The organism is Serratia silvae, from assembly GCF_023282985.1.
Taxonomy (GTDB): Bacteria; Pseudomonadota; Gammaproteobacteria; order Enterobacterales; family Enterobacteriaceae; genus Chania; species Chania silvae.
Genome location: NZ_JAGQDC010000001.1, coordinates 228,192 through 249,609 on the forward strand (window position 1 = coordinate 228,192; position 21,418 = coordinate 249,609).

Consider the following 21,418-nt stretch of genomic DNA (forward strand, 5'->3'; position numbering starts at 1 on the left):
TGTTTATAGTATGGGTTTTTATACAGTGATTGTCTATTACTGGCCGGATTGGCTAAATCTACATACAATTCAACGATTGACTCCTCCTGGCCCGCGCCGGACAATCCTTCACCCATACGTTTAGCTTACCAACAGAGGTTTAATGGAAGCCTATTTACAGCAGTTGATCACCCAGTCATTGGCTTTCACCCTGGTGGTGGTCATGTTGGTGGCGTTCCTGGAGTCGCTGGCGTTGGTCGGTTTGTTATTGCCGGGCACGGTGATGATGGCCAGCATTGGCGCACTGATCGGCAGCGGACAGGTGGACTTTTATATGGCCTGGGGGGCTGGCATTGTCGGCTGTCTGCTGGGAGATTGGATTTCCTACTTTATCGGCCGGGCTTTCAAGGGGCCGCTGCACCGTTGGTCGTTCCTGAAAAAGAACAAGGCGATGCTGGATAAAACCGAGCATGCGCTGCATCAGCACAGTATCGTTACGATTTTGATCGGCCGTTTTGTTGGCCCGACGCGCCCGCTGGTGCCGATGGTAGCTGGCATGCTCGATCTGCCTCCCTACAAATTTGCCCTGCCGAATATCATCGGTTGCCTGACCTGGCCACCGGTCTATTTCTTTCCCGGCATTCTGGCGGGAGTCGCCATCGATATTCCCGCCAGCGCCAACAGCGCGTTGTTCAAATGGCTGTTGTTTGGCGTGGTGGTACTGTTGTGGCTGGCAGCTTGGCTGAGTTGGCGCTGGTGGCGTGAAGGGAAGCGCAGTGCCGATAAGCTTACACGCTGGCTAACGCCGATGCGGCTGCGGTTGGCCTGTATTGCCAGCTGGGTAGGGGCGCTGGTGTGTTTCTATTATATGCATCAGCAGGCGTTGATGCCGGTATATCGACACCTGCTGTGGAAAGTGCTGGCGGGCTGACGCTAAAATTTTGGCACAAAAAAACCGACTGGTGAGGTCGGTTTTTTTTTATTTCCCGCTCTAGAGCTGGTAACTCTGACCGGTTGAAGCCGCATTCATCTAACAGGATTAATTTTATCTTTGATCCCCTCCAATGTCAAAAGCTCAGAAATCGGATATCTAGTATGTCGTGCCTTGGGCTGATTAAGATATAATCAGCGGTTTAGCTCTGTTGCTGTCTTTACTTCGGTGTGCGCATGTACATATTCAAGCCCTGGTCGGGTGTACGGGGGGTGCCGTTATCCGATGCTCTGGCCGGAGTGAAGCCGCATTCATCTAACAACTGAGTGCTGCGCTGTGACAGGCAATGTAAGGGTAAGCGGCGGTGGCTCACTCCATGTTATGGAGAAAACGGGTGATTGATATCGATAAGGCAATCATCGTTCTTGGGGCGCTGGTCGCGTTACTGGAACTGATCCGTTATGTGCTTCAGTTACTGAACTGATAACGGAAACGTAGCTAAGGCCGGGGGCTAACCACTCCCGGCCTTTAACATTCAGCCGCGAAAGCTTACTGGAAGAATGCCTCCAACTGCTCAAACACCCGCATATCTTCGTTATGGCGTTTCACCTGTAATACATCCTCCAGCTTTTCAACCTGGCTGATCATCTGCACCAGACGCTGATCGTCGGCCACCAATAGCCAAATGCGGCTCTGGGTCCCATCTTTCAGCGGCATACACAAAATACCTTCCACGTTAAAGGCACGGCGGGCAAACAGGCCGCAAACGTGGGTCATTACGCCCGGATGGTTCCGTACCGCCAACTCCAGGATCACCTGTGGATTCTTTTGTAGTGATTGCATGGCTTATTCTCCAATCATTTCGATGTTGGCGGCACCCGGTGGCACCATTGGGTAGACTTTTTCGTTGATATCGATCAGCGCGTGGATCAGGCAAGGGCCAGGGCGTTGGATCGCGGCCAGCAACGCGGCCTGTGGATCTGCCTCAGCATTCAAATCGCAGGTGTCCAGGCCAAAACCGGCGGCAATCTTCAGGAAATCGGTACGCTTTGGATAGGTGGCGGCAAAGATATGCTGTTGATAGAACAGCGTCTGCTGCTGGTGTACCAACCCCAGGGCCTGGTTGTTCATCAGGATGATTTTCACATCCAGATTGTGCTCAACGGCGGTCGCCATCTCTTGAATATTCATCATCAGGCTGCCGTCGCCGGAGAAACACAGGACCTTACGCTGTGGCTCTGCCAAGGCAGCACCAATCGCAGCAGGCAAACCAAAGCCCATAGTGCCCAAACCGCCGGAAGTCAGCCACTGGCGCGGACGGCTCAGCGGATAAGCCTGGGCTACCCACATCTGATGCTGGCCTACATCGGTGGTGATAATGGCGCTTTCGTCCACGCAGCGTGCCGTGGCCTTAACCAACCCGTAATGACTTAATGGATCTGCCACGTTCGGCATGTTGATCGGGAATTCACGCTTCAGATCGTTAACGGTGTTCATCCATTCGGTACGCGGTTGTGCCTCGATCATCGGTAACAGCTGTTGCAGCACCTGGCCGACGTCGGCATGGATGGCAATATTGGCCTGTTTAACCTTGCCCAGTTCGGCACGGTCGATGTCCACGTGGATTATTTTGGCATTCGGGCAGAATTGCTCAGTTTTACCAATTGCCCGGTCGTCGAAGCGGGCGCCCAGCACGATCAGCAGATCGGCTTCTTGCAGGATAAAGTTGGTGCTGCGTGCGGCGTGCATCCCCAACATGCCCAATGACAGCGGGTGTTCTACCGGCATCGCACCCAACGCCATCAGCGTCATGGTGGTTGGCAGGTTGGAGCGCTCGGCCATTTCCAGCGCGGGTTTATGGGCTTCTGCGCAGATAATGCCGCCGCCCAGATACAGAATGGGACGCTTGGCCTGATTGATCATGGCCGCGGCCTGTTCGACCTGCTTGCTATCAAAGGCCGGTGGGGCGTCTGGTACGGCCATTGGCGGTAACGAATCCCACTCAATTTCGGCGGTTTGCACGTCTTTCGGAATGTCGATCCACACCGGGCCTGGGCGGCCGGATTCGGCAATGCGAAATGCGTCGCAGATCACCTGCGGCAGATCGCTGATATCGCGTACCAGATGGTTGTATTTGGTTATCGGGATGGAAATACCGTAGGTATCGACCTCCTGGAAGGCATCTGTGCCGATCATCGAAGAAGATACCTGGCCGGTGATGCACACCAGCGGGATCGAATCGAGTTTGGCATCGGCAATGGCGGTCACCAGATTGGTGGCTCCCGGGCCACTGGAAGCGATGCAGACCGCGGCCTTGCCGTTGGTACGTGCCATGCCCTGCGCCATAAAACCGGCCCCTTGCTCGTGGCGGGCCAGCACGTGCTGGATGACGGTGCTTTGGCTCAGAGCATCGTACAGCGGCAGCGCTGCGCCACCGGGAATGCCTGCAATTGTGGTGATACCCTGGCGCTCCAGCAGATGAACGATCAGCTGTGCGCCGGTAATACGTTGGCCTTGGTGTGGCGTGCCCGAAGTTGCCATGTGCCTATCCTTTTCTCTGGGCCGGTTAGCTTTTCTGGGCAGGGGGACTAAAACAAGAAACCCCGCCCGGTTTGCGCCGGCGGGGTTTGGGAATCGCGTTGATTCGGACCCTACGGCGCGTTGCCGACGACCACCACCACACGCACGACGACCACCGCGGCTGGTAGCGCGGTTGTTAGTAGGGTCGAGGTCAGCGAGGATGCGATCACAGGGAGCCTTATCATCAGTAGTAAAAAACAGAATTTTATAAAACCACAGGTGCAAAATTCGCACAACAGGTTTATTGGTTCAGCATAAAAAACGCGTGGTAGATCACGGTTTAACCGGAATACCCAGCACCTTGGCCTCCGGTGCGCTGCCGCTCACCAATGCCTGCGTCGGGCCGTCGTAATAGATCCGGCCATCCACGACCAGCAAGGTACGCGGCGCGATGCGGGCGGCATCCTCAAGATTGTGTGAAACCATTAGCAGTGTGAGTTGGCGCTGGTCGCAGACGTTTTGCAGCAGTTGCAGCATCTCACTGCGCAGTGCCGGATCGAGCGCAGAGAAAGGCTCGTCGAGCAGCAGGATCGGCTGCTGGCGGATCAGGCAACGTGCCAATGCGGCCCGCTGCCGCTGCCCGCCGGAAAGCTGTGACGGCAAGCGCTGCAGATGTTCTTCCAACCCGACCTGCTGGGCAATCTGTGTCAACTGTTCCTGCTGTGCGGCGGTTAAACGCAGGCCAGGATCCAGCCCCAGGCCGATGTTTTGCCTGACTGTCAGGTGGGCAAACAGGTTGTTCTCCTGAAACAGCATCGACACCGGGCGTTTGGCTGGCGGTGAGGTGGTATGATCGTTTCCGTTCAGCCACAGTTTGCCGCTGGCCGCCGGCAGGAAACCGGCGATCAGGCTGAGCAGGGTACTTTTGCCTGCACCGCTAGGGCCCAGTACCGCGACGTGTTCTCCCGGCTGAATGCGCAGGTCAAAACGCATCGGCAGGTGTTCGTACAGATAGGTCAGTTTTTCAAGCGTCAGCATGGCGGCCCGGTAAACGTTCAATCAGGGTAAACAGCAGGAAACAGAGCAGCAGCAGCAGTAGGGCAGTCACGGCCCCATCGTTGCTGCGATATGCGCCAATCTGCTGATAGAGATAAAAAGGCAGGGTACGGAACTGTTCATTGCCGAACAGTGCCACCACGCCGAAATCGCCAATTGACAGCACGCAGGCAAAGGCCAGCGCTTGCGCCAGTGGGCGTTGCAGCGCTTTCAGTTCTATCCAGCGCAGCCGCTGCCAGCCGTGGATATCCAGCGATAAGCATAGCGGATTATAACGCTCGGCCAGATCGCGCATCGGGTTTTCCAGCACTTTCAGCGCGTAGGGCACCGCCATCAACGCATTGGTGAGGATCACCAGCGCATAAGGCGATTGCGGTAGCCCAGTGGTATCGCTCAGCAACAGAAAGAAACCGGTAGCCAGCACAATACCCGGCATCGCCAGGATCACCATGCCGCTCAGTTCCAGCGTTTGGCCCCAGGCGGACTGTTGCCGTAGCCTCAGTTCACGGCTGCTCCACAACAGCATCATAGTCAAGATGAGGCACAATAAGCCTGCACCAACTGCGATACGCAGTGAGGTGAACAGGGCTTGCCACAGAATTGACTGTTGCAGCACGGTGAGCAGGGTTTGATTGGCACCGTCGACAACAACGGCTAACAGCGGAGGTAATAGCAATAGTAGAGCGGCAGCAATGATCAGCGTATCACTGAAGCGTCGCCCAAGGCTGTCTTGCGGATCGCGCCAACGTTGGGCGCGGGTATGGCCTACCGGCAGCGCTTGGCTCAAACGCTGGCTGAGCACCACCAGCCCCAGGCAGCAACCTAGTTGGATCAGTGCCAGCAGCGCAGCGCGGCCGAGATCGTAGTCGTAACTCAAGGCCTGATAGATCGCCAGCTCTATGGTGGTGGCCTGCGGCCCGCCGCCCAACGACAGCACGGTTGCAAAGCTGGCAAAGCACAGCATAAACACCAGGGCGCCGCTGGGGAGGATTTGGCGGCGTAACGCTGGCCATTCCACAAAGCGGAACTGCTGCCAACCGTTCATCCCCAACTGTGCAGCAAGTTGACGCTGTTCGGTGGGGATGTTCTCCAGCGCCTGTAGCAGCAGGCGGGTGGCCAGCGGCATATTAAAGAACAGATGCGCCAGCAAAATGCCTTGCAGGCCATAAGGCGAGAAGCTGTAATTCACGCCCAACCAACCACAGAGCGTTGCCAGCCAGCCTTGCCTGCCGTAGACGCTCAGTATGCCAAACACCGCCACCAGCACCGGCAGCACCAGCGTCATGGCGCACAGGCGCAGCAACAGGTTGCGGCCAGGGAAGCGTCGCCGGTACAACGCCCTGGCCAACCAAATGGCAGGCACCACCGAGATCACGGCGGAGAGTAGCGCCTGCCAAAAGGTAAAGCGCACCACGTGCCACAGGTAGCTATCTTGCCACAGGCCATGCCAATCGCTTTCAGGCGCATGGCGCCACAGCGAACCCATGGCTGCCAACGCGATCAGCAGGATCAGCCCGGCGGCCATCAGCCCCGGCCATAACCAGTAGGGGATCAGTGGCTGACGGCGGTTTGCCATGCTTTGATCCAGTTACCACGCTGTTGTGCCACTTCCTCGGCACTGAATTGCAATGCCGTTTGCGGTACGGTTATCTGTTCGAAACCAGCGGGCAGCTGCGTTTTGATCACCGGGTACATCCAGTTGCCGGTTGGAATGGTGTTCTGGAACGCCGGGGAGACCATAAACTGCATGAAGCGCTCAGCCAGTTCTGGCTGTTTGCTGGCCTTTAGCTTGCCAGCAACTTCGATTTGCAGGTAGTGGCCTTCACTGAAGTTAGTCGCCGCATAGAGGTCTTTTTTCTCTTCGATCAGATGGTAGGCGGGGGAGGTGGTGTAGCTCAGTACCATGTCGCCTTCCCCTTTCAGGAACAGGCCGTAGGCTTCACTCCAGCCTTTGGTAACGGTGACGGTTTTCTTCGCCAACTGTTGCCAGGCAAGCGGTGCCTCGTCGCCATATACTTTCTGCATCCAAAGCAGCAGGCCAAGGCCAGGAGTGCTGGTGCGTGGATCCTGATAGATGATCTTCAGGGGGCGCTCGCTGCTCACCAACTCTTTCAGGCTGGTCGGCGGGTTCTTCAGTTTGTCTTTGTTGTAGACGAAAGCAAAGTAGCCATAGTCGTAGGGAACGAAGGTCTGGTTGTGCCAACCACCGGGAACCGTGAGCTTGCTAGTATCGACTTGGCTGGCGGAGAACAGATCGGTTTGCTGCGCGGCTTGCAGCAGGTTGTTGTCCAGGCCCAAAACCACGTCGGCGGCGCTGTTCTTGCCTTCCATTCTCAGGCGGTTGAGTAACGAAACACCGTCTTCCAGCGCCACGAATTTCAATTCGCAGTCACAATCGGCCTCAAAGGCTTTTTTTACCGCCGGGCCTGGGCCCCAGTCGGCAGCGAAAGAGTCGTAGGTGTAGACCGTCAGCGTTGGCTTGGCCAGGGCCGGCATCGCCGCTAGCAGTAATAAACAGGGCAGGTATTTTTTGACCACTTTGCACTCCTAATAATTAAGGGGCAAAGGTATCTGAGGGCGTTCCCCATCATCTTTCAAGCCGCAGCGTTGTTGACTGCACGCCCTTACTTCAGTCACTTATCAATATAAGCTCCTGGGGATAAGGGCGCTTGCCGCCTAGCTGCGACTTGAAATCTATTGGGGATAAGCAACAAAGCAGCGCCATGCTCAAATCCCTCCGCCGGTATTGACCGGATCAGGTTCGACGGGTGTGCTCTCAGCGGAAAACCGTTGGCCAAAATTGGTTCGTTCTCCGCACCCCGTTGAGTCGGCGCTATTGTAGAGGCTTAGCGGCGCGGGTGAAAGGCGATTATGCTTCCGGCGGCGCAAACCAGGCAGATTTAAAATCGAACCAGCCGAGGGTATTCATCCGCACCCCACGCATGCTGCGTTGACCATGCAGTTGCAGCCAGTGGTGGAATAACGGATGCAACTGATGGCTGCTGACCAGACGTTGGCAAAACTCGGCCATTGGCAGGCGATTTTCCCGCCACAGAGCCGCATCCTGCGCGATATCCTCCGTCAGGCAGTGTTGGATCAACGGCAGTTCATACAGCGTGGCAAACAGCGAAAACTCCAGCGGCAGGGTGAAGTTGGCGCTGCCTAACCACAGATCGCTTTGTGCCTTGCCCTTATGCCAGGCTTCATAATCAACCACCTGCACATTGAGTTTGATGCCCTGCTCGGCCAGCAAAGAGGCGATGGCCTGTTTGATCGCGTTGAACTCGGAGTGTTCGCTGTAGAAGGTCAGGGTCAATTCGGTTAAGTTCGCAGGCTTGGGTTGCTGCCCCAGTACACGGTTGTGCAACCAACGCGGGAGAATGCCATAGGCCGGAGCCCAGTAACGCTGGTAGAGCGGCCCGGCGTGGCTCAGCAGCGCGATTGGGTTGATCAGTTCGCTTAGCCAACTGCGGATTTCCGGATCGGCCGCCAGTGCCGAACGCTGGTCGAACAGCAGAAAATAACAGCCTTCTTCGAGGCGGCTTTCCAGCTCGTTCCTACCGGTATCATCCCCCTGCAACTGGACGCCGGAGTGCGCCAGCTCTTCGGTGATTTCCGGTAATACCCAAATGTTGACCTCATCGATCAGGGCGCGATAGCCAAAGTAGTCGTCAAAGGCATGAATTTTCATCTGGCTTTGGTTGTTGTGTATCACGCGATAGGGGCCGGTGCCGATTGGATGGCGAGCAAAGTCCGGCAGGCTCTGCCATTCGCGCGGCAGGATCATGGCATGTACGCTGCTCAGCAGCCAAGGTAGCCAGTAGTCTGGCGTGTGTAGATGCACATCGATGACATAGGGCGTAGGCGAGTCGATCCTGTCGATATGTGAAAATAGCGGCTGTGGGATCAGGCGGTTGAGCGAATGGATCACATCTTCCATTTCCAGCTCGCGGCCATGGTGAAAATGGATCGCGGGGCGTAGATAAAAGCGCCAGTGTAAAGGGGTGATTGCTTGCCAATGATGCGAAAGATCGGGATCAAGTTCCCCATTTTCCTCGTTTACCCGCGTCAGCCCGTTGAAAATCTGTCGTGCCAGGTGGGTTTCTGAGCGGCGCAGTGCCGAGCCGGGCAACAGGTTGTAAAGCTGACGATAGTAAAGTACGCGCAGGATATGTTTCCCCTGGCGGAAGCTGCGCCCCAGCTGGGAAAGCAGCATTTGGCGTACCACGTCTTTATCGCCGACCAACTGGACCAATTGGTCGATGCGATCCTGTTCCAGCAGCTCCTCGGCGCGTTGTTGTTGCAGTGCCAATCCGGTGTAGTGAAAGCTGAGCTGCGAACGTTTACCCCGGCCGGATTCAGCCTGCCAGGTCAGCCAGCCCTCGTGCTGCATGGCACCCAGTAACGAACGAACATGGCGACGGGAACAGCTGAGTACCTCTGCCAACTCTTGCAGCGTGGTTTCGGTGGTTTGGCCGTGGCAGCGTTGCCACAGGCGTATGAACTGTTGTTGCAGGCGTGAGGTGGACATAAAAGAGGAACTCTCCGGCATCAAGTCGTCAATTTATCTTTCCTCATATTACGCTGATAATGATTGCAGTTGAATTAGCTGAGGGATAACAAATGACGGTTCTGTTGGCTAAACAGTTTTATCAGCGTTATTTCACCGAGATCCACCGCCAGCAGGCCGATTGGCTGAAGGTGGTTCCTGAACAGGCGCGGCTGGAGATGCTGTCCCACTTGACCCAGTGGGACATCGCAACGCTGAGCGACAAGCAATACTGTGAGCGTATCTGACGCTCACCGCAAAAGTGTTTCTGAGTAATGGTGCTTTTCACCAGCCAGTGGGGTAACCCACTGGCATTTTTATCTACTGCCTTTGCTTCCTTCGGCAATTTTCCTTCTGTAGCATAGCCTCCTTTAATTCTGGTCAGGGATATAGGTATGAGTTTCAGACGCTGGTTGCCGCGCCGTTTTAATCCCGTTTTTGCCGCTTTCCTGCTGATTGCCTTCCTGACCGGCATTGCCGGGGCACTGCAAGCCCCCACGCTGAGCCTGTTCCTAACCACTGAAGTGAAGGTGCGCCCGCTGTGGGTGGGTATGTTCTATACCGTGAATGCCATCGCCGGGATTATCGTCAGCTTCCTGTTGGCCAAGCGCTCGGATACTCGTGGCGATCGGCGCAAGCTGATCCTGGTGTGCTGTATCATGGCGGTGGGTAATAGCCTGCTGTTTGCGTTCAACCGTGAATACCTGACGTTGATCACCGCAGGCGTACTGCTGGCCGCAGTTGCCAATACCGCCATGCCGCAGATTTTTGCTCTGGCGCGTGAATATGCGGACAGCTCGGCACGCGAAGTAGTGATGTTCAGTTCGGTGATGCGTGCCCAGCTTTCATTGGCCTGGGTGATCGGCCCGCCGCTGTCGTTTATGTTGGCGCTGAACTACGGTTTTACCGTGATGTTTATGATTGCGGCGGTGATTTTTGCCGTCAGCGTGCTGCTGGTGTGGCTTATATTGCCTTCGGTGCCCCGTGCCAACGTTGAGATTAGCGTAGATTCTCCGCCTATTGCGCCAATCAGCGCCTGGCGCGATCCCGATGTGCGCCTGTTGTTTGTGGCTTCGATGCTGATGTGGACCTGCAACACCATGTATATCATCGATATGCCGCTCTACATCACCGCCGATCTGGACTTGCCGGAACGGCTGGCCGGTTGGCTGATGGGCACCGCCGCCGGGTTGGAAATCCCGGCGATGCTGCTGGCGGGCTATTACGTCAAACGCTTTGGTAAACGTAATATGATGCTGTTTGCAGTGGCGGCAGGCGTGCTGTTTTATGCCGGACTGGTGCTGTTCAAGTTCCAGTCGGCCCTGATGGTATTGCAGCTGTTCAATGCGGTGTTTATCGGCATTATTGCCGGGATCGGCATGTTGTATTTTCAGGATCTGATGCCGGGGCGGCCCGGTGCCGCGACCACCATGTTTACCAACAGCATTTCGACCGGGGTGATCCTGGCCGGTGTACTGCAAGGTGCGCTGGTGGAAAACTTCGGGCACTATGCGGTTTACTACCTGATTACTCTGCTTGCCATCCTGGCACTGTGGATGTGCGCCAAAGTTCGCGAAGTGTGAGCTGTAACACCCTGTTAGTTGATACACATCATTGAGAAAACCGCTCCAGTCTCACTAAGATAAACGGACTCAGAGCGTGAGCTTCGCGCTCTTATCCATCTTGCTATTAAGATGCCGATCCCGTTGATGAATGTGGGTATGTTATGGATAAACTAACGCCGCTCAAACCTGTTCCCTCCCTCTGTGCCGTTATCGCCGCTTTGCTGATCTGGTTTGTGATCCCTGTTCCCGAAGGCGTGGCTCCGAATGCCTGGCATTTGCTGGCGCTGTTTATTGGGACCATCGTTGCCATCATTGGTAAGGCTATGCCAATTGGTGCCGTTTCTATCATCGCTATTGCGCTGGTGGCCGTGACCGGCGTGACCAACCCAGGCAAGCCTGGGGCGGCATTGGACGATGCGCTGAGTGGTTTCTCCAACCAGCTTATCTGGCTGATCGGCTTTTCGATCATGATCTCCCTAAGCCTGAATAAAACCGGTCTGGGATCGCGCATTGGCTACTACTTTATCTCGCTGTTTGGCAAAAAGACGCTGGGGATCGCCTATGCGTTAACCTTGGCGGAAACCGTGTTGGCCCCGGTTACGCCGAGCAATACCGCCCGTGGCGGCGGCATCATCCACCCGATAATGAAATCAATAGCGGACAGCTTTGGCTCCAAGCCCGAGCTGAATACCTCCGGTAAGATTGGCCGCTATCTCTCGCTGGTTAACTACAATATCAACCCGATCACCTCGGCGATGTTTATCACCGCTACTGCGCCTAACCCACTGATTGTCAATCTGATCGCCAAAGGTGCCGGTTCCGAGTTTGAACTGACTTGGGGAATGTGGGCAATAGCGGCGCTGGTACCAGCGGTCTGTTCGCTGATCGTCATGCCGCTGGTGGTTTATTGGCTGTATCCGCCGGAAATTAAAAGCACCCCGGATGCGCCACTGTTTGCACAGGATAAACTGCAAGCGCTGGGGCGGACAACCCTGCCAGAGAAAATCACGCTGGGCGTATTTGCCCTGTTGCTGGTGCTGTGGGCCGGGGTTCCGGCGATGATTTTTGGCCCTGCGCTCGCGGTTAACCCGACGACCGCTGCGGTGATCGGCCTGGCGATCCTGCTGGCAACTGGCGTACTGAGTTGGGACGACGTGCTGAAACACAAAGGCGCCTGGGATACCGTGGTCTGGTTTGCCGCCTTGGTGATGATGGCGACCTACCTAGGCAAACTGGGTCTGATTGGCTGGCTGTCACAAACGGTAGGTTCGGGTATCGATCATATGGGGATGAGCTGGGTCGGGGGAACCATTCTGTTAACGCTTGTCTATCTCTATTCGCATTACTTCTTTGCCAGTACCACCGCGCACGTGACCGCCATGTTCGCTGCGTTCTTTGCCGCAGGTATTGCCCTTGGTGCGCCACCGGCACTGCTTGGCCTGATCCTGGCCTTCTCGTCTTCCCTGATGATGTCATTAACCCATTATGGCACCGGCACCGCCCCGATTATCTTTGGATCGGGCTATGCCACCTTGGGGGAATGGTGGAAAACCGGCTTTATCATGAGCGTGGTCAACCTGCTGATTTGGGCGTTGATCGGGGGAGTGTGGTGGAAGTGGTTGGGCTATTGGTGATTTATGAAAGCCTCACCTGCCGGGCGGCGGGTGAGGCTGAAGCTTAGTTCAGAAACGCCGGTTGCTGTGCCTCGTAGCGGGAAATCTCCGCTTCGTGCTGTAACGTCAGGCCGATGCTGTCCAAACCGTTAATCATGCAGTGGCGGCGGAAGCTGTCGATCTCAAACGGGTAGCTGTTGCCCCCGGCATTCACCGTCTGGTTTTCCAGATCGACCACAAACTCCGTGCCTTCGTGCTCTGCCACCAACTTAAACAGCGTATCCACATCCTGCTCGCTCAGCGCGACCGGCAGCAGCTGGTTGTTGAACGAGTTACCATAGAAGATATCCGCAAAGCTTGGTGCAATCACCACCTTGAAGCCGTAATCAGTTAATGCCCATGGTGCGTGTTCACGGGATGAACCACAGCCAAAGTTTTCCCGGGCTAACAGGATGCTCGCCCCTTTATAGCGCGGAAGGTTCAGCACAAACTCAGGATTGGGCTGTTGACCCGCATCGTCTAGGAAGCGCCAGTCGTTGAACAGGTGCTGGCCGAAACCGGTGCGGGTCACTTTCTGCAAAAACTGCTTTGGGATAATGGCATCGGTATCGACGTTGGCCGCGTCCAGAGGCACCACTAAGCCGGTATGTTGAGTAAATTTAGCCACGCTGGTGCTCCTTAGTGCAATTCACGGATGTCGGCAAAATGGCCGGTAACGGCGGCGGCGGCGGCCATCGCCGGGCTGACCAGATGAGTACGCCCACCCCGGCCCTGACGCCCTTCGAAGTTACGGTTGCTGGTTGAAGCACAGCGTTCGCCAGGGTTCAGACGGTCGTTGTTCATCGCTAGGCACATGGAACAGCCTGGCAGACGCCATTCGAAACCGGCTTCGATAAAGATCTTGTCCAGACCTTCCTCTTCCGCCTGCGCTTTGACCGGGCCAGAGCCAGGTACCACAATCGCCTGCACGCCTGCAGCCACTTTACGGCCTTTGGCGATGGCGGCAGCGGCGCGCAAATCTTCGATACGTGAGTTGGTGCAAGAGCCGATAAACACTTTGTCGATCGCGACGTCAGTCAGTTTGATGCCGGGTTTCAGATCCATATAGGCCAACGCTTTTTCAGCCGAGGCTCGTTCCACCGGATCGCTAAAGGAGTCGGGGGTTGGGATCGCCTGATCGACCGCGATAACCTGCCCCGGATTGGTGCCCCAGGTCACCTGTGGGGCAATATCTTCCGCTCGCAGGGTGATGGTGGTATCGAATTTGGCTTCTGCGTCGGACTTCATGGTGCGCCAGTAGGCCACGGCCTGCTCCCAGTTTTCCCCAGTAGGAGCGAACTGGCGGCCTTTCAGGTAATTGAAGGTGGTGTCGTCTGGCGCAACCAGGCCCGCTTTGGCACCCATCTCAATCGCCATGTTGCACAGCGTCATGCGGCCTTCCATGCTCAATGCTTCGATAGCTTTGCCACAGAATTCCACCACGTGACCGGTACCGCCAGCGCTGCCGGTTTTGCCGATCACGGCCAGCACGATATCTTTGGCGGTGATACCTTCTGCGGCATCGCCGGTAACTTCAATCTTCATCGTCTTGGCGCGGCCCTGCTTCAGGGTTTGGGTCGCCAGCACGTGTTCCACTTCCGAAGTACCGATACCGAACGCCAGCGAGCCAAAAGCACCGTGCGTGGCGGTATGGGAGTCGCCACAGACGATGGTCATGCCCGGCAGCGTCATGCCTTGCTCAGGGCCGATAACGTGGACAATGCCCTGGAAGGGGTGGTTCAGGTCATACAGCGAGACGCCGAACTCTGCGCAGTTCTTGATCAGCTCCTGCATCTGAATGCGGGCCATCTCGCCGCTGGCGTTGATGTCTTTGGTCTGGGTGGAAACGTTGTGATCCATGGTGGCAAAGGTCTTGCCCGGTTGGCGCACCTTACGGCCCATGGCACGCAGGCCGTCGAAGGCCTGTGGGGAGGTCACTTCATGCACCAGATGACGATCGATGTACAGCAGCGGTGTCTCGTTTGGCGCTTCATGCACCACGTGGGCATCGTATAATTTCTGATATAAGGTCTTGGCCATGATTTACGCTCCCTCAGCCACGAAGCGGGCAATGATATCGCCCATTTCACTGGTGCCGATGGCTTTGCCAGCACCGGCCAGATCGGCGGTACGGTAGCCCTGTTCCAATGCCTGATTAATGGCGCGTTCGATCGCATCTGCGGCTTCATCGGCGCCCAGGCTATAACGCAGCATCAGGGTAGCCGACAGAATTTGCGCGATCGGGTTGGCAATGTCTTTACCCGCGATGTCCGGTGCGGAGCCACCTGCGGGTTCGTACAGGCCAAAGCCTTGTTCGTTCAGGCTGGCGGAAGGCAGCATGCCCATCGAGCCGGTGATCATGGCGCATTCATCCGACAGGATGTCGCCGAACAGGTTGGAGCACAGCAGCACGTCGAACTGGGACGGATCTTTGATTAACTGCATGGTGGCGTTGTCGATATACATATGTGACAGCGACACATCCGGGTAATCCTTGGCGACCTGAGTCACGACTTCACGCCACAGGATGGAGCTTTGCAACACGTTGGCTTTATCAATCGAGGTAACGATGTTGCGGCGTTTGCGGGCGGACTCAAAGGCGATACGGGCGATGCGTTCGATCTCAAAGCGGTGATACACCTCGGTATCAAAGGCGCGCTCATGCATGCCCTGACCTTCACGGCCTTTTGGTTGGCCGAAGTAGATGCCGCCGGTTAACTCACGCACGCACAGAATGTCGAAGCCACGCGCGGCGATATCGGCACGCAGCGGGCAAAAATCTTCCAGACCTTGGTACAGGCGGGCAGGGCGCAGGTTGCTGAACAGTTTGAAGTGCTTGCGCAGCGGCAGCAGCGCACCGCGCTCTGGCTGCTCTGCCGGTGGCAGATGTTCCCATTTAGGGCCGCCCACCGAGCCGAACAGGATGGCATCGGCCTGCTCACAGCCGGCAACGGTCGCTGCGGGTAATGGGGAGCTGTGGCGATCGATGGCAATGCCACCAACGTCATATTCACTGGTGGTGATGCAGATGCCAAAGCGTTGGCGTACGGCATCTAACACTTTGTGGGCCTGAGCCATTACTTCCGGGCCGATTCCGTCTCCGGGCAAGACGGCAATGTGGTAAGTCTTAGTCATGTTCACACCGTTTCCTGATTATTTTGATGTTTAGTTTGCTGCAAGCGCTGTTTTTCTTTTTCTACTTGCTGAGAGCGCCAGATATTATTCAATACGTGGATCATCGCCTTGGCAGAAGATTCCACAATGTCGGTTGCCAGGCCCACGCCATGGAAGCGGCGGCCATTGTAAGACACCACGATATCAACCTGGCCCAGTGCGTCGCGGCCCTGACCTTTGGCGGTCAGTTGGTATTTCACCAGCTCAATCGGGTAGTCGGTGATACGGTTGATAGCTTGGTAAACTGCATCTACCGGGCCGTTGCCCGTGGCAGCTTCGGACTTCTCTTCTTCGCCACATTTCAGCTTGACCGAAGCGGTAGCCATAATGCTGCTGCCAGACTGCACGCTGAAGTATTCCAGGCTGAAATGCTCAGGTTCTTCCTGCTGCTTATTGATGAATGCCAGGGCTTCCAGATCGTAGTCAAACACCTGGCCTTTCTTGTCGGCCAGCTTCAGGAAAGCAGCGTACAGCACGTCCAGATTGTAATCCTGTTCCTTGTAACCCATCTCTTCCATGCGGTGTTTTACCGCCGCGCGGCCGGAACGGGAGGTCAGGTTCAACTGGATATCTTTCAGACCGATGGTCTGTGGGGTCATGATTTCGTAGTTCTCGCGGTTTTTCAGCACGCCGTCCTGGTGGATACCGGAGGAGTGGGCGAAAGCGTTGGAACCGACGATGGCCTTGTTAGCCGGGATGGGCATATTGCACAGCTGGCTGACCAACTGGCTGGTGCGGTAGATTTCCTGATGATTGATATTGGTGTGTACCTGCATAAAGTCCTGACGCACCTTAATTGCCATGATCACTTCTTCCAGTGAGCAGTTACCGGCGCGTTCGCCGATGCCGTTCAAGGTGCCTTCTACCTGGCGGGCACCGGCCTGGACGGCAGCGATAGAGTTACCCACGGCCATGCCTAAATCGTCGTGACAGTGGACGGAAATAATCGCCTTATCAATATTAGGCACGCGGTCGTACAGCGTAGTAATGATGCCGCCAAACTGGTTTGGCGTGGTGTAGCCAACGGTATCAGGGATATTAATGGTAGTGGCACCGGCGTTGATGGCGGCTTCTACCACGCGGCACAGGTTATCAATAGGGGTGCGGCCAGCGTCTTCACAGGAGAACTCTACGTCATCGGTATAGTTACGGGCGCGTTTCACAGAGCGTACAGCCATTTCCAACACCTGATCGAAAGAACGCTTCAATTTGGATTCGATATGCAGGGTGGAGGTGGCCAGGAAGACGTGAATACGGAAGGCCTCGGCCACGCGTAACGCTTCGGCAGCGACGTCAATGTCGTTATCAACACAGCGTGCCAGACCACAAACGCGGCTGTTTTTGATCTGGCGGGCAATGGTCTGTACCGACTCGAAGTCCCCAGGAGAGGAGACTGGGAAGCCGACTTCCATTACATCGACACCCATTCTTTCCAGCGCCATGGCGATCTGGATTTTTTCTTTAACGCTCAGGCTCGCCTGCAGTGCCTGTTCACCATCACGCAATGTGGTATCGAAAATAATGACTTGTTGGCTCATCGTGTTGTTCCTTGTCGTGTTTGTTTCACGCTAAGCGGGTAAAAAAAAACCCGCGCAGTAGCGCGGGTTTTGCAGATGATGGGCTGAATCAGCTTTGAACCCCGTCCACCAGCGTACCGCGCACATAAGATGCGATTAGTAGTAGGCCTAGTAGACGGTGGGTACGGATCATAGCGGTCAGCTTCTCTAAAATTGTTTCGTTGTCTAATTTGATACTTTATTGGCCGGGGCATGTCAACACCTGATTAAAACAGGGGGATTGAAAAGGGTGGCACCAGTGGCGGTGGCGCTAGTTGGAAACTCGGCAAAACCCCGGGGAGACCGCGTTAAATCTGCCGTTGTTCGGGATTTTATTAGCATAAATGGTCTGAAATCGGCGCTGTTGCAATGATTAACAAGACAGCTCGGTTAAAACTTATCGTTGGCGCAAAAAAACGGCAGGTGCGGCTTGATGGGATGTTGATGTGGCTCGTTTTGCATTCACGGTGTCAATCTATTGTTGTTTATTTATTTGAGATTTGTATTTTTTGTGCTGAACTGAGCGGCTACAATCAATTAAGTGATGCTAAAGATACCTATTTTGCTCTGGTATGATTGTCCATTAACGCATTTTATGGTCTGATCCAGAGGTTGATGAGTACCAAACGGGTATCCATAACTTAGGTGTTTTGCCTGCCAATTTTGTTTGTATGAAGGCTGCCTACCGACGAACAATGCCAAATAGGCACCACCGTGTCATATTTTTATAGGATGATGCCCGATTGCTATCTTGCCAAGCTAGTCAAAAGGGATAACTAATTTCGCTGTGTGGGAATAACGTAGCCTGCCTTTTCCTGTTATTCCCCTGTGCGCTAGCGGGATTATCTACATGGGACTTAGTGGAGTTTGGATATGTCCGAATATAATTCAGGAACTGTCTTGAGGAAAGAAAATGGTGATATTCATTTGCGCAGTGTGGATCTTAATTTGCTCACTGTTTTTGATGCGGTTATGCAGATGCAGAATATTACCAAGGCGGCCAATTCCTTAGGGATGTCTCAGCCAGCGGTCAGCAATGCCGTGTCACGTTTGAAGATCATGTTCAACGATGAACTGTTTGTCCGCTTCGGCCGTGGCATTCAACCTACTATGCGCGCGCGCCAACTTTTTGGCCCGGTGCGCCAGGCACTGCAGCTGGTACAAAATGAGCTGCCGGGCGCTGGCTTTGATGCTCTGAGCAGCGAACGTCTCTTTGTTCTTTCTATCTGCAGCCCGTTAGATATTCGTCTGACGGCCAAAATAATTAACAACGTCAAGAGCATGGCACCCAATGTGCAGATACAGACCCATTCCTACATGAGCAATAACATCGAGCATCAGTTACGTTATCAGGAAACCGAGTTTGTTATTGGCTATAGTCGCCTTGAACATCCCGAGTTTCAGGATATTGCCTTATTCGATGATGAATTGACCCTGGTCGCTGCGCAGTCTCACCCACGGTTGGTGGGTACCATTAGCCAGAAACAGATGCTGGCGGAGCACCATGCCGTCATCTCGTTAGAGCGTTTTTGTTCCTTTAGCAAACCCTACTATCTTGACGAAGCCATGCAACGAAGTGTCACCCAGCAATGTACCGACCTGTTCAGCGCATTGAATATAGTCGCCATGACCGAGATGGTGGCAATCGCTCCTCGTTGGTTTGCCCAGCAGCATGTACAAGCCTTGCAGCTAAAATTAATTCCGCTGCCTTGGGAGAGGAAAACCGCCACCTGTTATCTCTCCTGGCATGAGTCTGCCGAGCGCGATGAAGGCCATCAGTGGATGAAGTCCGTACTTAGCCAAGCTGGCATATTGCGCTAATGAGTGATTTATTGGCCCAGCGCGCTTTCGAGTGCGTCGGGTTGATAATGGATAGCGCGAAGAATTAATAAGAATACGCTCAGCCAAACTAAGATAATTCCGCATTATGGTGTCGGGGAAATATCATATACCTGTGACGGTTAATTAATTTAATCGACTGAAACTCTCTTCTGCCCCTGACGATACTGTTACTCTTTTAACCTGTTACCTCTCCCTCCTTGTCGTAGATCCCACTTTGTCTGTTAAGCGTAAACCTTTTGCTTTCCCTTTTGTCCAAGATCAAGAGAAATGAGAACAAGCGCGTTTTGGCTCACACTTCGACGCTGAAATCCCTTTTCCCACAGCCGGAGACTAGGTAGACTGCGCAAAAAAAGTAAACACGTGTAAGCTGAGATGTGAGAGCTTCCGCTCCGATCACGGTTAACTGGTTGATTAATTTTAGGCTTGGAGCGCTATGACCAATACTTTGCAACATTACCATCAGGTCGAACGTATACAGCATCAAATTGCTAACCGTGCCGAACATACGGCTTTCCGTCAGTGGTCCCCGCAGGGAGAAACACGGCTGACTTGGTCACAGGTTGGGGCGCACACGCAACATATTGCCTGCGCCTTGCTGGCACTGGGCGTCGAAGTACAGGAACGTGTAGCGATTTTTGCCAACAACAGCATGGCCTGGTCGCTGGCCGATCTGGCGATCCTTCAACTCCGGGCGGTCAGCGTGCCGCTTTATGCCACCAACACCCCGGCTCAGGCGGCATTTATCGTGAATGATGCCGATATCCGCGTTCTGTTTGTCGGTGAGCAAGATCAACTGGATGCCGCGATTGCGCTGCGTGGCGTATGCCCGCAACTGACCCACATTATTGTCTTTGATGCTTCAGCCGATTTGCGCGGCTGCGAGATTGCTCAACACCTGCATCATTTCGAACGTCTTGCGGATATCGAGCGTTTCGATACCCAGCGTCAGCAAAGAATCGCCGAGCGCGATTTGCAGGATTTGTTCACCCTGATCTACACCTCAGGTACCACCGGGGAGCCGAAAGGCGTGATGCTTGACTACCGCAATATGGCTGCTCAGCTGCAGTTGCATGACGATCGCCTGACGGTGACGGCGGATGACGTTTCCCTCAGTTTCCTGCCGTTGTCACACGTTTTTGAACGTGCCTGGAGCTTCTTTATCATGCATTCGGGCGCGCAGAACGTTTATCTGCCCAATACCGACTGGGTGAGAGAAGCGATGGCCGATGTCAAACCGACCCTGATGTGTGCAGTACCGCGCTTTTATGAAAAAATCTTCAGCGCGGTGCATGAAAAGGTCGCACGTGCGCCTTGGTTGCGACGTGCCTTATTCCACTGGGCCATCGTCTGCGGTGAACGCAAGTTCCTTCAGGAAAGGGCAGGGAAACCGTTAGGTAAGTTGTTCGATCTCTCTTACCGCTGGGCTGACAAGTTGGTGTTAAGTAAGCTGCGAGGGATCCTGGGAGGGAGGGTGCGCTTCTTGCCTGCGGCCGGTGCCAAGCTTGATGACAATGTCATTCTGTTCTTCCAGGCGATGGGCATTAACATCAAATACGGCTACGGCATGACGGAAACCTGCGCCACGGTCTCCTGTTGGGAAGAGAACAACTTCCGTTTTGGCTCGATCGGCAAGCCGTTACCCGGCGTGGAAGTGCGCATCGGCGATGAAAATGAGATCCAGGTGCGTGGGCCAATCGTGATGCGTGGCTATTTCAATAAACCGCTGGAAACGGCCGATAGCTTTACCGCAGACGGCTGGCTGAAAACCGGCGATGCCGGCATGATCGACGAAGGCGGCAACCTGTTTATTACCGAGCGGCTGAAGGATCTGATGAAGACCTCCGGTGGTAAATACATTGCGCCACAGATGCTGGAAGGTACCCTGGCGCAGGATCGCTTTATTGAACAGGTCGCGATCGTTGCCGATGCACGCAAGTTTGTCTCCGCGTTAATCGTTCCGAGCTTCGAGTCGCTGGAAGAGTACGCCAAATCGGTCAATCTGAAGTATCAGGATCGGCTCGAACTGCTGCGCAACAGCCATATCATCGAAATGTTCGAAAAGCGTCTGCGGGAGATGCAAAAAGAGTTGGCCCTGTTTGAGCAGGTGAAGAAATTTACCCTGTTGCCAGCGGCCTTCTCGATGGAATTGGGGGAACTGACTCCGACGCTGAAGCTGCGTCGCAAGGTGATCCTCCAGCGTTACCAGCATGAAATTGAGTCCATGTATCAGGAAAAATGATATACCCGTCGTCTTTCAAGCTACAGCGTTGTTACCTGCGCTTGCTGTGCTGTACAGGGATGTACGAATGCCACGAGCGCAGGGATGCGCAAGAGCGGCCAACTTGAAATCCATAGGGTATAGAAAGTGGATATGGGCGAAAAAACCACAGTCGCCATTGCCTGATATAGTTCTGTAATTATCCCACTATGCAAAACAATGCCTAGCTGAATAACCTCTCGGCTAGTGCATAGTTTTGCCAAGCCGCGCATCTCCAGCCTGATGGCAATACCCTTGCCCACGATAAGCCATTTTGCCGTTTGCCTGCCTCATATTCTGACGCTATGTTAAGAGTCCAAAACGTCCATAAGATTTT

Annotated in this window: 18 protein-coding genes and 1 riboswitch; of the genes, 7 read left to right on the plus strand and 11 right to left on the minus strand. The window is 54.8% G+C overall.

Annotated elements, in window-relative coordinates:
* Positions 1-142 precede the first annotated feature (142 nt).
* On the plus strand, positions 143-910 hold the full coding sequence (locus tag KAJ71_RS01010; protein WP_248943978.1) for a DedA family protein: 768 nt from the start codon (positions 143-145) through the stop codon (positions 908-910).
* A gap of 403 nt (positions 911-1,313) precedes the next feature.
* Entirely contained in the window at positions 1,314-1,394 is an 81-nt protein-coding gene (gene dinQ, locus KAJ71_RS01015) for a damage-inducible type I toxin DinQ (RefSeq protein WP_248944154.1), read from the plus strand.
* Positions 1,395-1,459: 65 nt separating this feature from the next.
* Here the strand turns inward: dinQ and ilvN are convergent, their stop codons facing one another.
* The 7 genes from ilvN to sgrR form a co-directional block, all read right to left on the minus strand.
* Complete coding sequence (ilvN, locus tag KAJ71_RS01020; RefSeq protein WP_021179286.1) at positions 1,460-1,753, minus strand: acetolactate synthase small subunit; 294 nt, start codon at positions 1,751-1,753, stop codon at positions 1,460-1,462.
* A gap of 3 nt (positions 1,754-1,756) precedes the next feature.
* The gene (gene ilvB / locus KAJ71_RS01025; RefSeq protein WP_248943979.1) at positions 1,757-3,451 is read right to left on the minus strand and encodes an acetolactate synthase large subunit; all 1,695 of its coding nucleotides are present in this window, start codon (positions 3,449-3,451) and stop codon (positions 1,757-1,759) included.
* 110 nt (positions 3,452-3,561) lie between these two features.
* Positions 3,562-3,675: an ilvB operon leader peptide IvbL gene (gene ivbL, locus KAJ71_RS01030; protein WP_193569011.1), complete on the minus strand. Its 114-nt coding sequence runs from the start codon at positions 3,673-3,675 to the stop codon at positions 3,562-3,564.
* A gap of 88 nt (positions 3,676-3,763) precedes the next feature.
* On the minus strand, positions 3,764-4,468 hold the full coding sequence (thiQ, locus tag KAJ71_RS01035; RefSeq protein WP_248943980.1) for a thiamine ABC transporter ATP-binding protein ThiQ: 705 nt from the start codon (positions 4,466-4,468) through the stop codon (positions 3,764-3,766).
* Positions 4,455-6,062 carry a thiamine/thiamine pyrophosphate ABC transporter permease ThiP gene (gene thiP / locus KAJ71_RS01040; protein WP_248943981.1) on the minus strand — a complete coding sequence of 536 codons (1,608 nt, stop codon included), beginning with the start codon at positions 6,060-6,062 and terminating at the stop codon, positions 4,455-4,457. Before thiP ends, thiQ begins: the two co-directional genes overlap by 14 nt.
* Positions 6,038-7,024, minus strand: a complete 987-nt coding sequence (gene thiB, locus KAJ71_RS01045) for a thiamine ABC transporter substrate binding subunit (protein WP_248943982.1) — start codon at positions 7,022-7,024, stop codon at positions 6,038-6,040. Before thiB ends, thiP begins: the two co-directional genes overlap by 25 nt.
* A gap of 176 nt (positions 7,025-7,200) precedes the next feature.
* A riboswitch (TPP riboswitch) is annotated at positions 7,201-7,318 on the minus strand.
* A gap of 37 nt (positions 7,319-7,355) precedes the next feature.
* A complete protein-coding gene (sgrR, locus tag KAJ71_RS01050; protein ID WP_248943983.1) occupies positions 7,356-9,017 on the minus strand; it encodes an HTH-type transcriptional regulator SgrR in 1,662 nt (553 codons plus the stop codon).
* Positions 9,018-9,109: 92 nt separating this feature from the next.
* On the opposite strand from sgrR, the gene sgrT reads away from it, so the two are divergent.
* The 3 genes from sgrT (at position 9,110) to KAJ71_RS01065 (ending at position 12,234) form a co-directional block, all read left to right on the plus strand.
* Positions 9,110-9,283 carry a glucose uptake inhibitor SgrT gene (sgrT, locus tag KAJ71_RS01055; protein ID WP_248943984.1) on the plus strand — a complete coding sequence of 58 codons (174 nt, stop codon included), beginning with the start codon at positions 9,110-9,112 and terminating at the stop codon, positions 9,281-9,283.
* Between the two features lie 147 nt (positions 9,284-9,430).
* The gene (locus tag KAJ71_RS01060; RefSeq protein WP_248943985.1) at positions 9,431-10,618 is read left to right on the plus strand and encodes a sugar efflux transporter; all 1,188 of its coding nucleotides are present in this window, start codon (positions 9,431-9,433) and stop codon (positions 10,616-10,618) included.
* A gap of 143 nt (positions 10,619-10,761) precedes the next feature.
* Positions 10,762-12,234, plus strand: coding sequence for an anion permease (locus KAJ71_RS01065; protein WP_248943986.1), 1,473 nt, complete (start codon positions 10,762-10,764; stop codon positions 12,232-12,234).
* 43 nt (positions 12,235-12,277) lie between these two features.
* Here KAJ71_RS01065 and leuD read toward each other — a convergent pair whose 3' ends face one another.
* Genes leuD through leuA form a run of 4 tightly spaced genes read right to left on the minus strand, consistent with a single transcriptional unit; the run spans position 12,278 to position 16,964 of the window.
* A complete protein-coding gene (gene leuD, locus KAJ71_RS01070) occupies positions 12,278-12,880 on the minus strand; it encodes a 3-isopropylmalate dehydratase small subunit (RefSeq protein ID WP_248943987.1) in 603 nt (200 codons plus the stop codon).
* Between the two features lie 11 nt (positions 12,881-12,891).
* Positions 12,892-14,292, minus strand: a complete 1,401-nt coding sequence (gene leuC / locus KAJ71_RS01075) for a 3-isopropylmalate dehydratase large subunit (RefSeq protein ID WP_024527182.1) — start codon at positions 14,290-14,292, stop codon at positions 12,892-12,894.
* 3 nt (positions 14,293-14,295) lie between these two features.
* Positions 14,296-15,387 carry a 3-isopropylmalate dehydrogenase gene (gene leuB / locus KAJ71_RS01080; RefSeq protein WP_248943988.1) on the minus strand — a complete coding sequence of 364 codons (1,092 nt, stop codon included), beginning with the start codon at positions 15,385-15,387 and terminating at the stop codon, positions 14,296-14,298.
* 2 nt (positions 15,388-15,389) lie between these two features.
* Positions 15,390-16,964 carry a 2-isopropylmalate synthase gene (gene leuA / locus KAJ71_RS01085; RefSeq protein WP_248943989.1) on the minus strand — a complete coding sequence of 525 codons (1,575 nt, stop codon included), beginning with the start codon at positions 16,962-16,964 and terminating at the stop codon, positions 15,390-15,392.
* 891 nt (positions 16,965-17,855) lie between these two features.
* Between leuA and leuO the strand changes: the two genes are divergently transcribed.
* Both leuO and KAJ71_RS01095 read left to right on the plus strand, forming a co-directional pair.
* Positions 17,856-18,803: a transcriptional regulator LeuO gene (gene leuO, locus KAJ71_RS01090; RefSeq protein WP_248943990.1), complete on the plus strand. Its 948-nt coding sequence runs from the start codon at positions 17,856-17,858 to the stop codon at positions 18,801-18,803.
* Between the two features lie 454 nt (positions 18,804-19,257).
* Entirely contained in the window at positions 19,258-21,063 is a 1,806-nt protein-coding gene (locus KAJ71_RS01095) for an AMP-dependent synthetase/ligase (RefSeq protein ID WP_248943991.1), read from the plus strand.
* Positions 21,064-21,418: the final 355 nt, after the last annotated feature.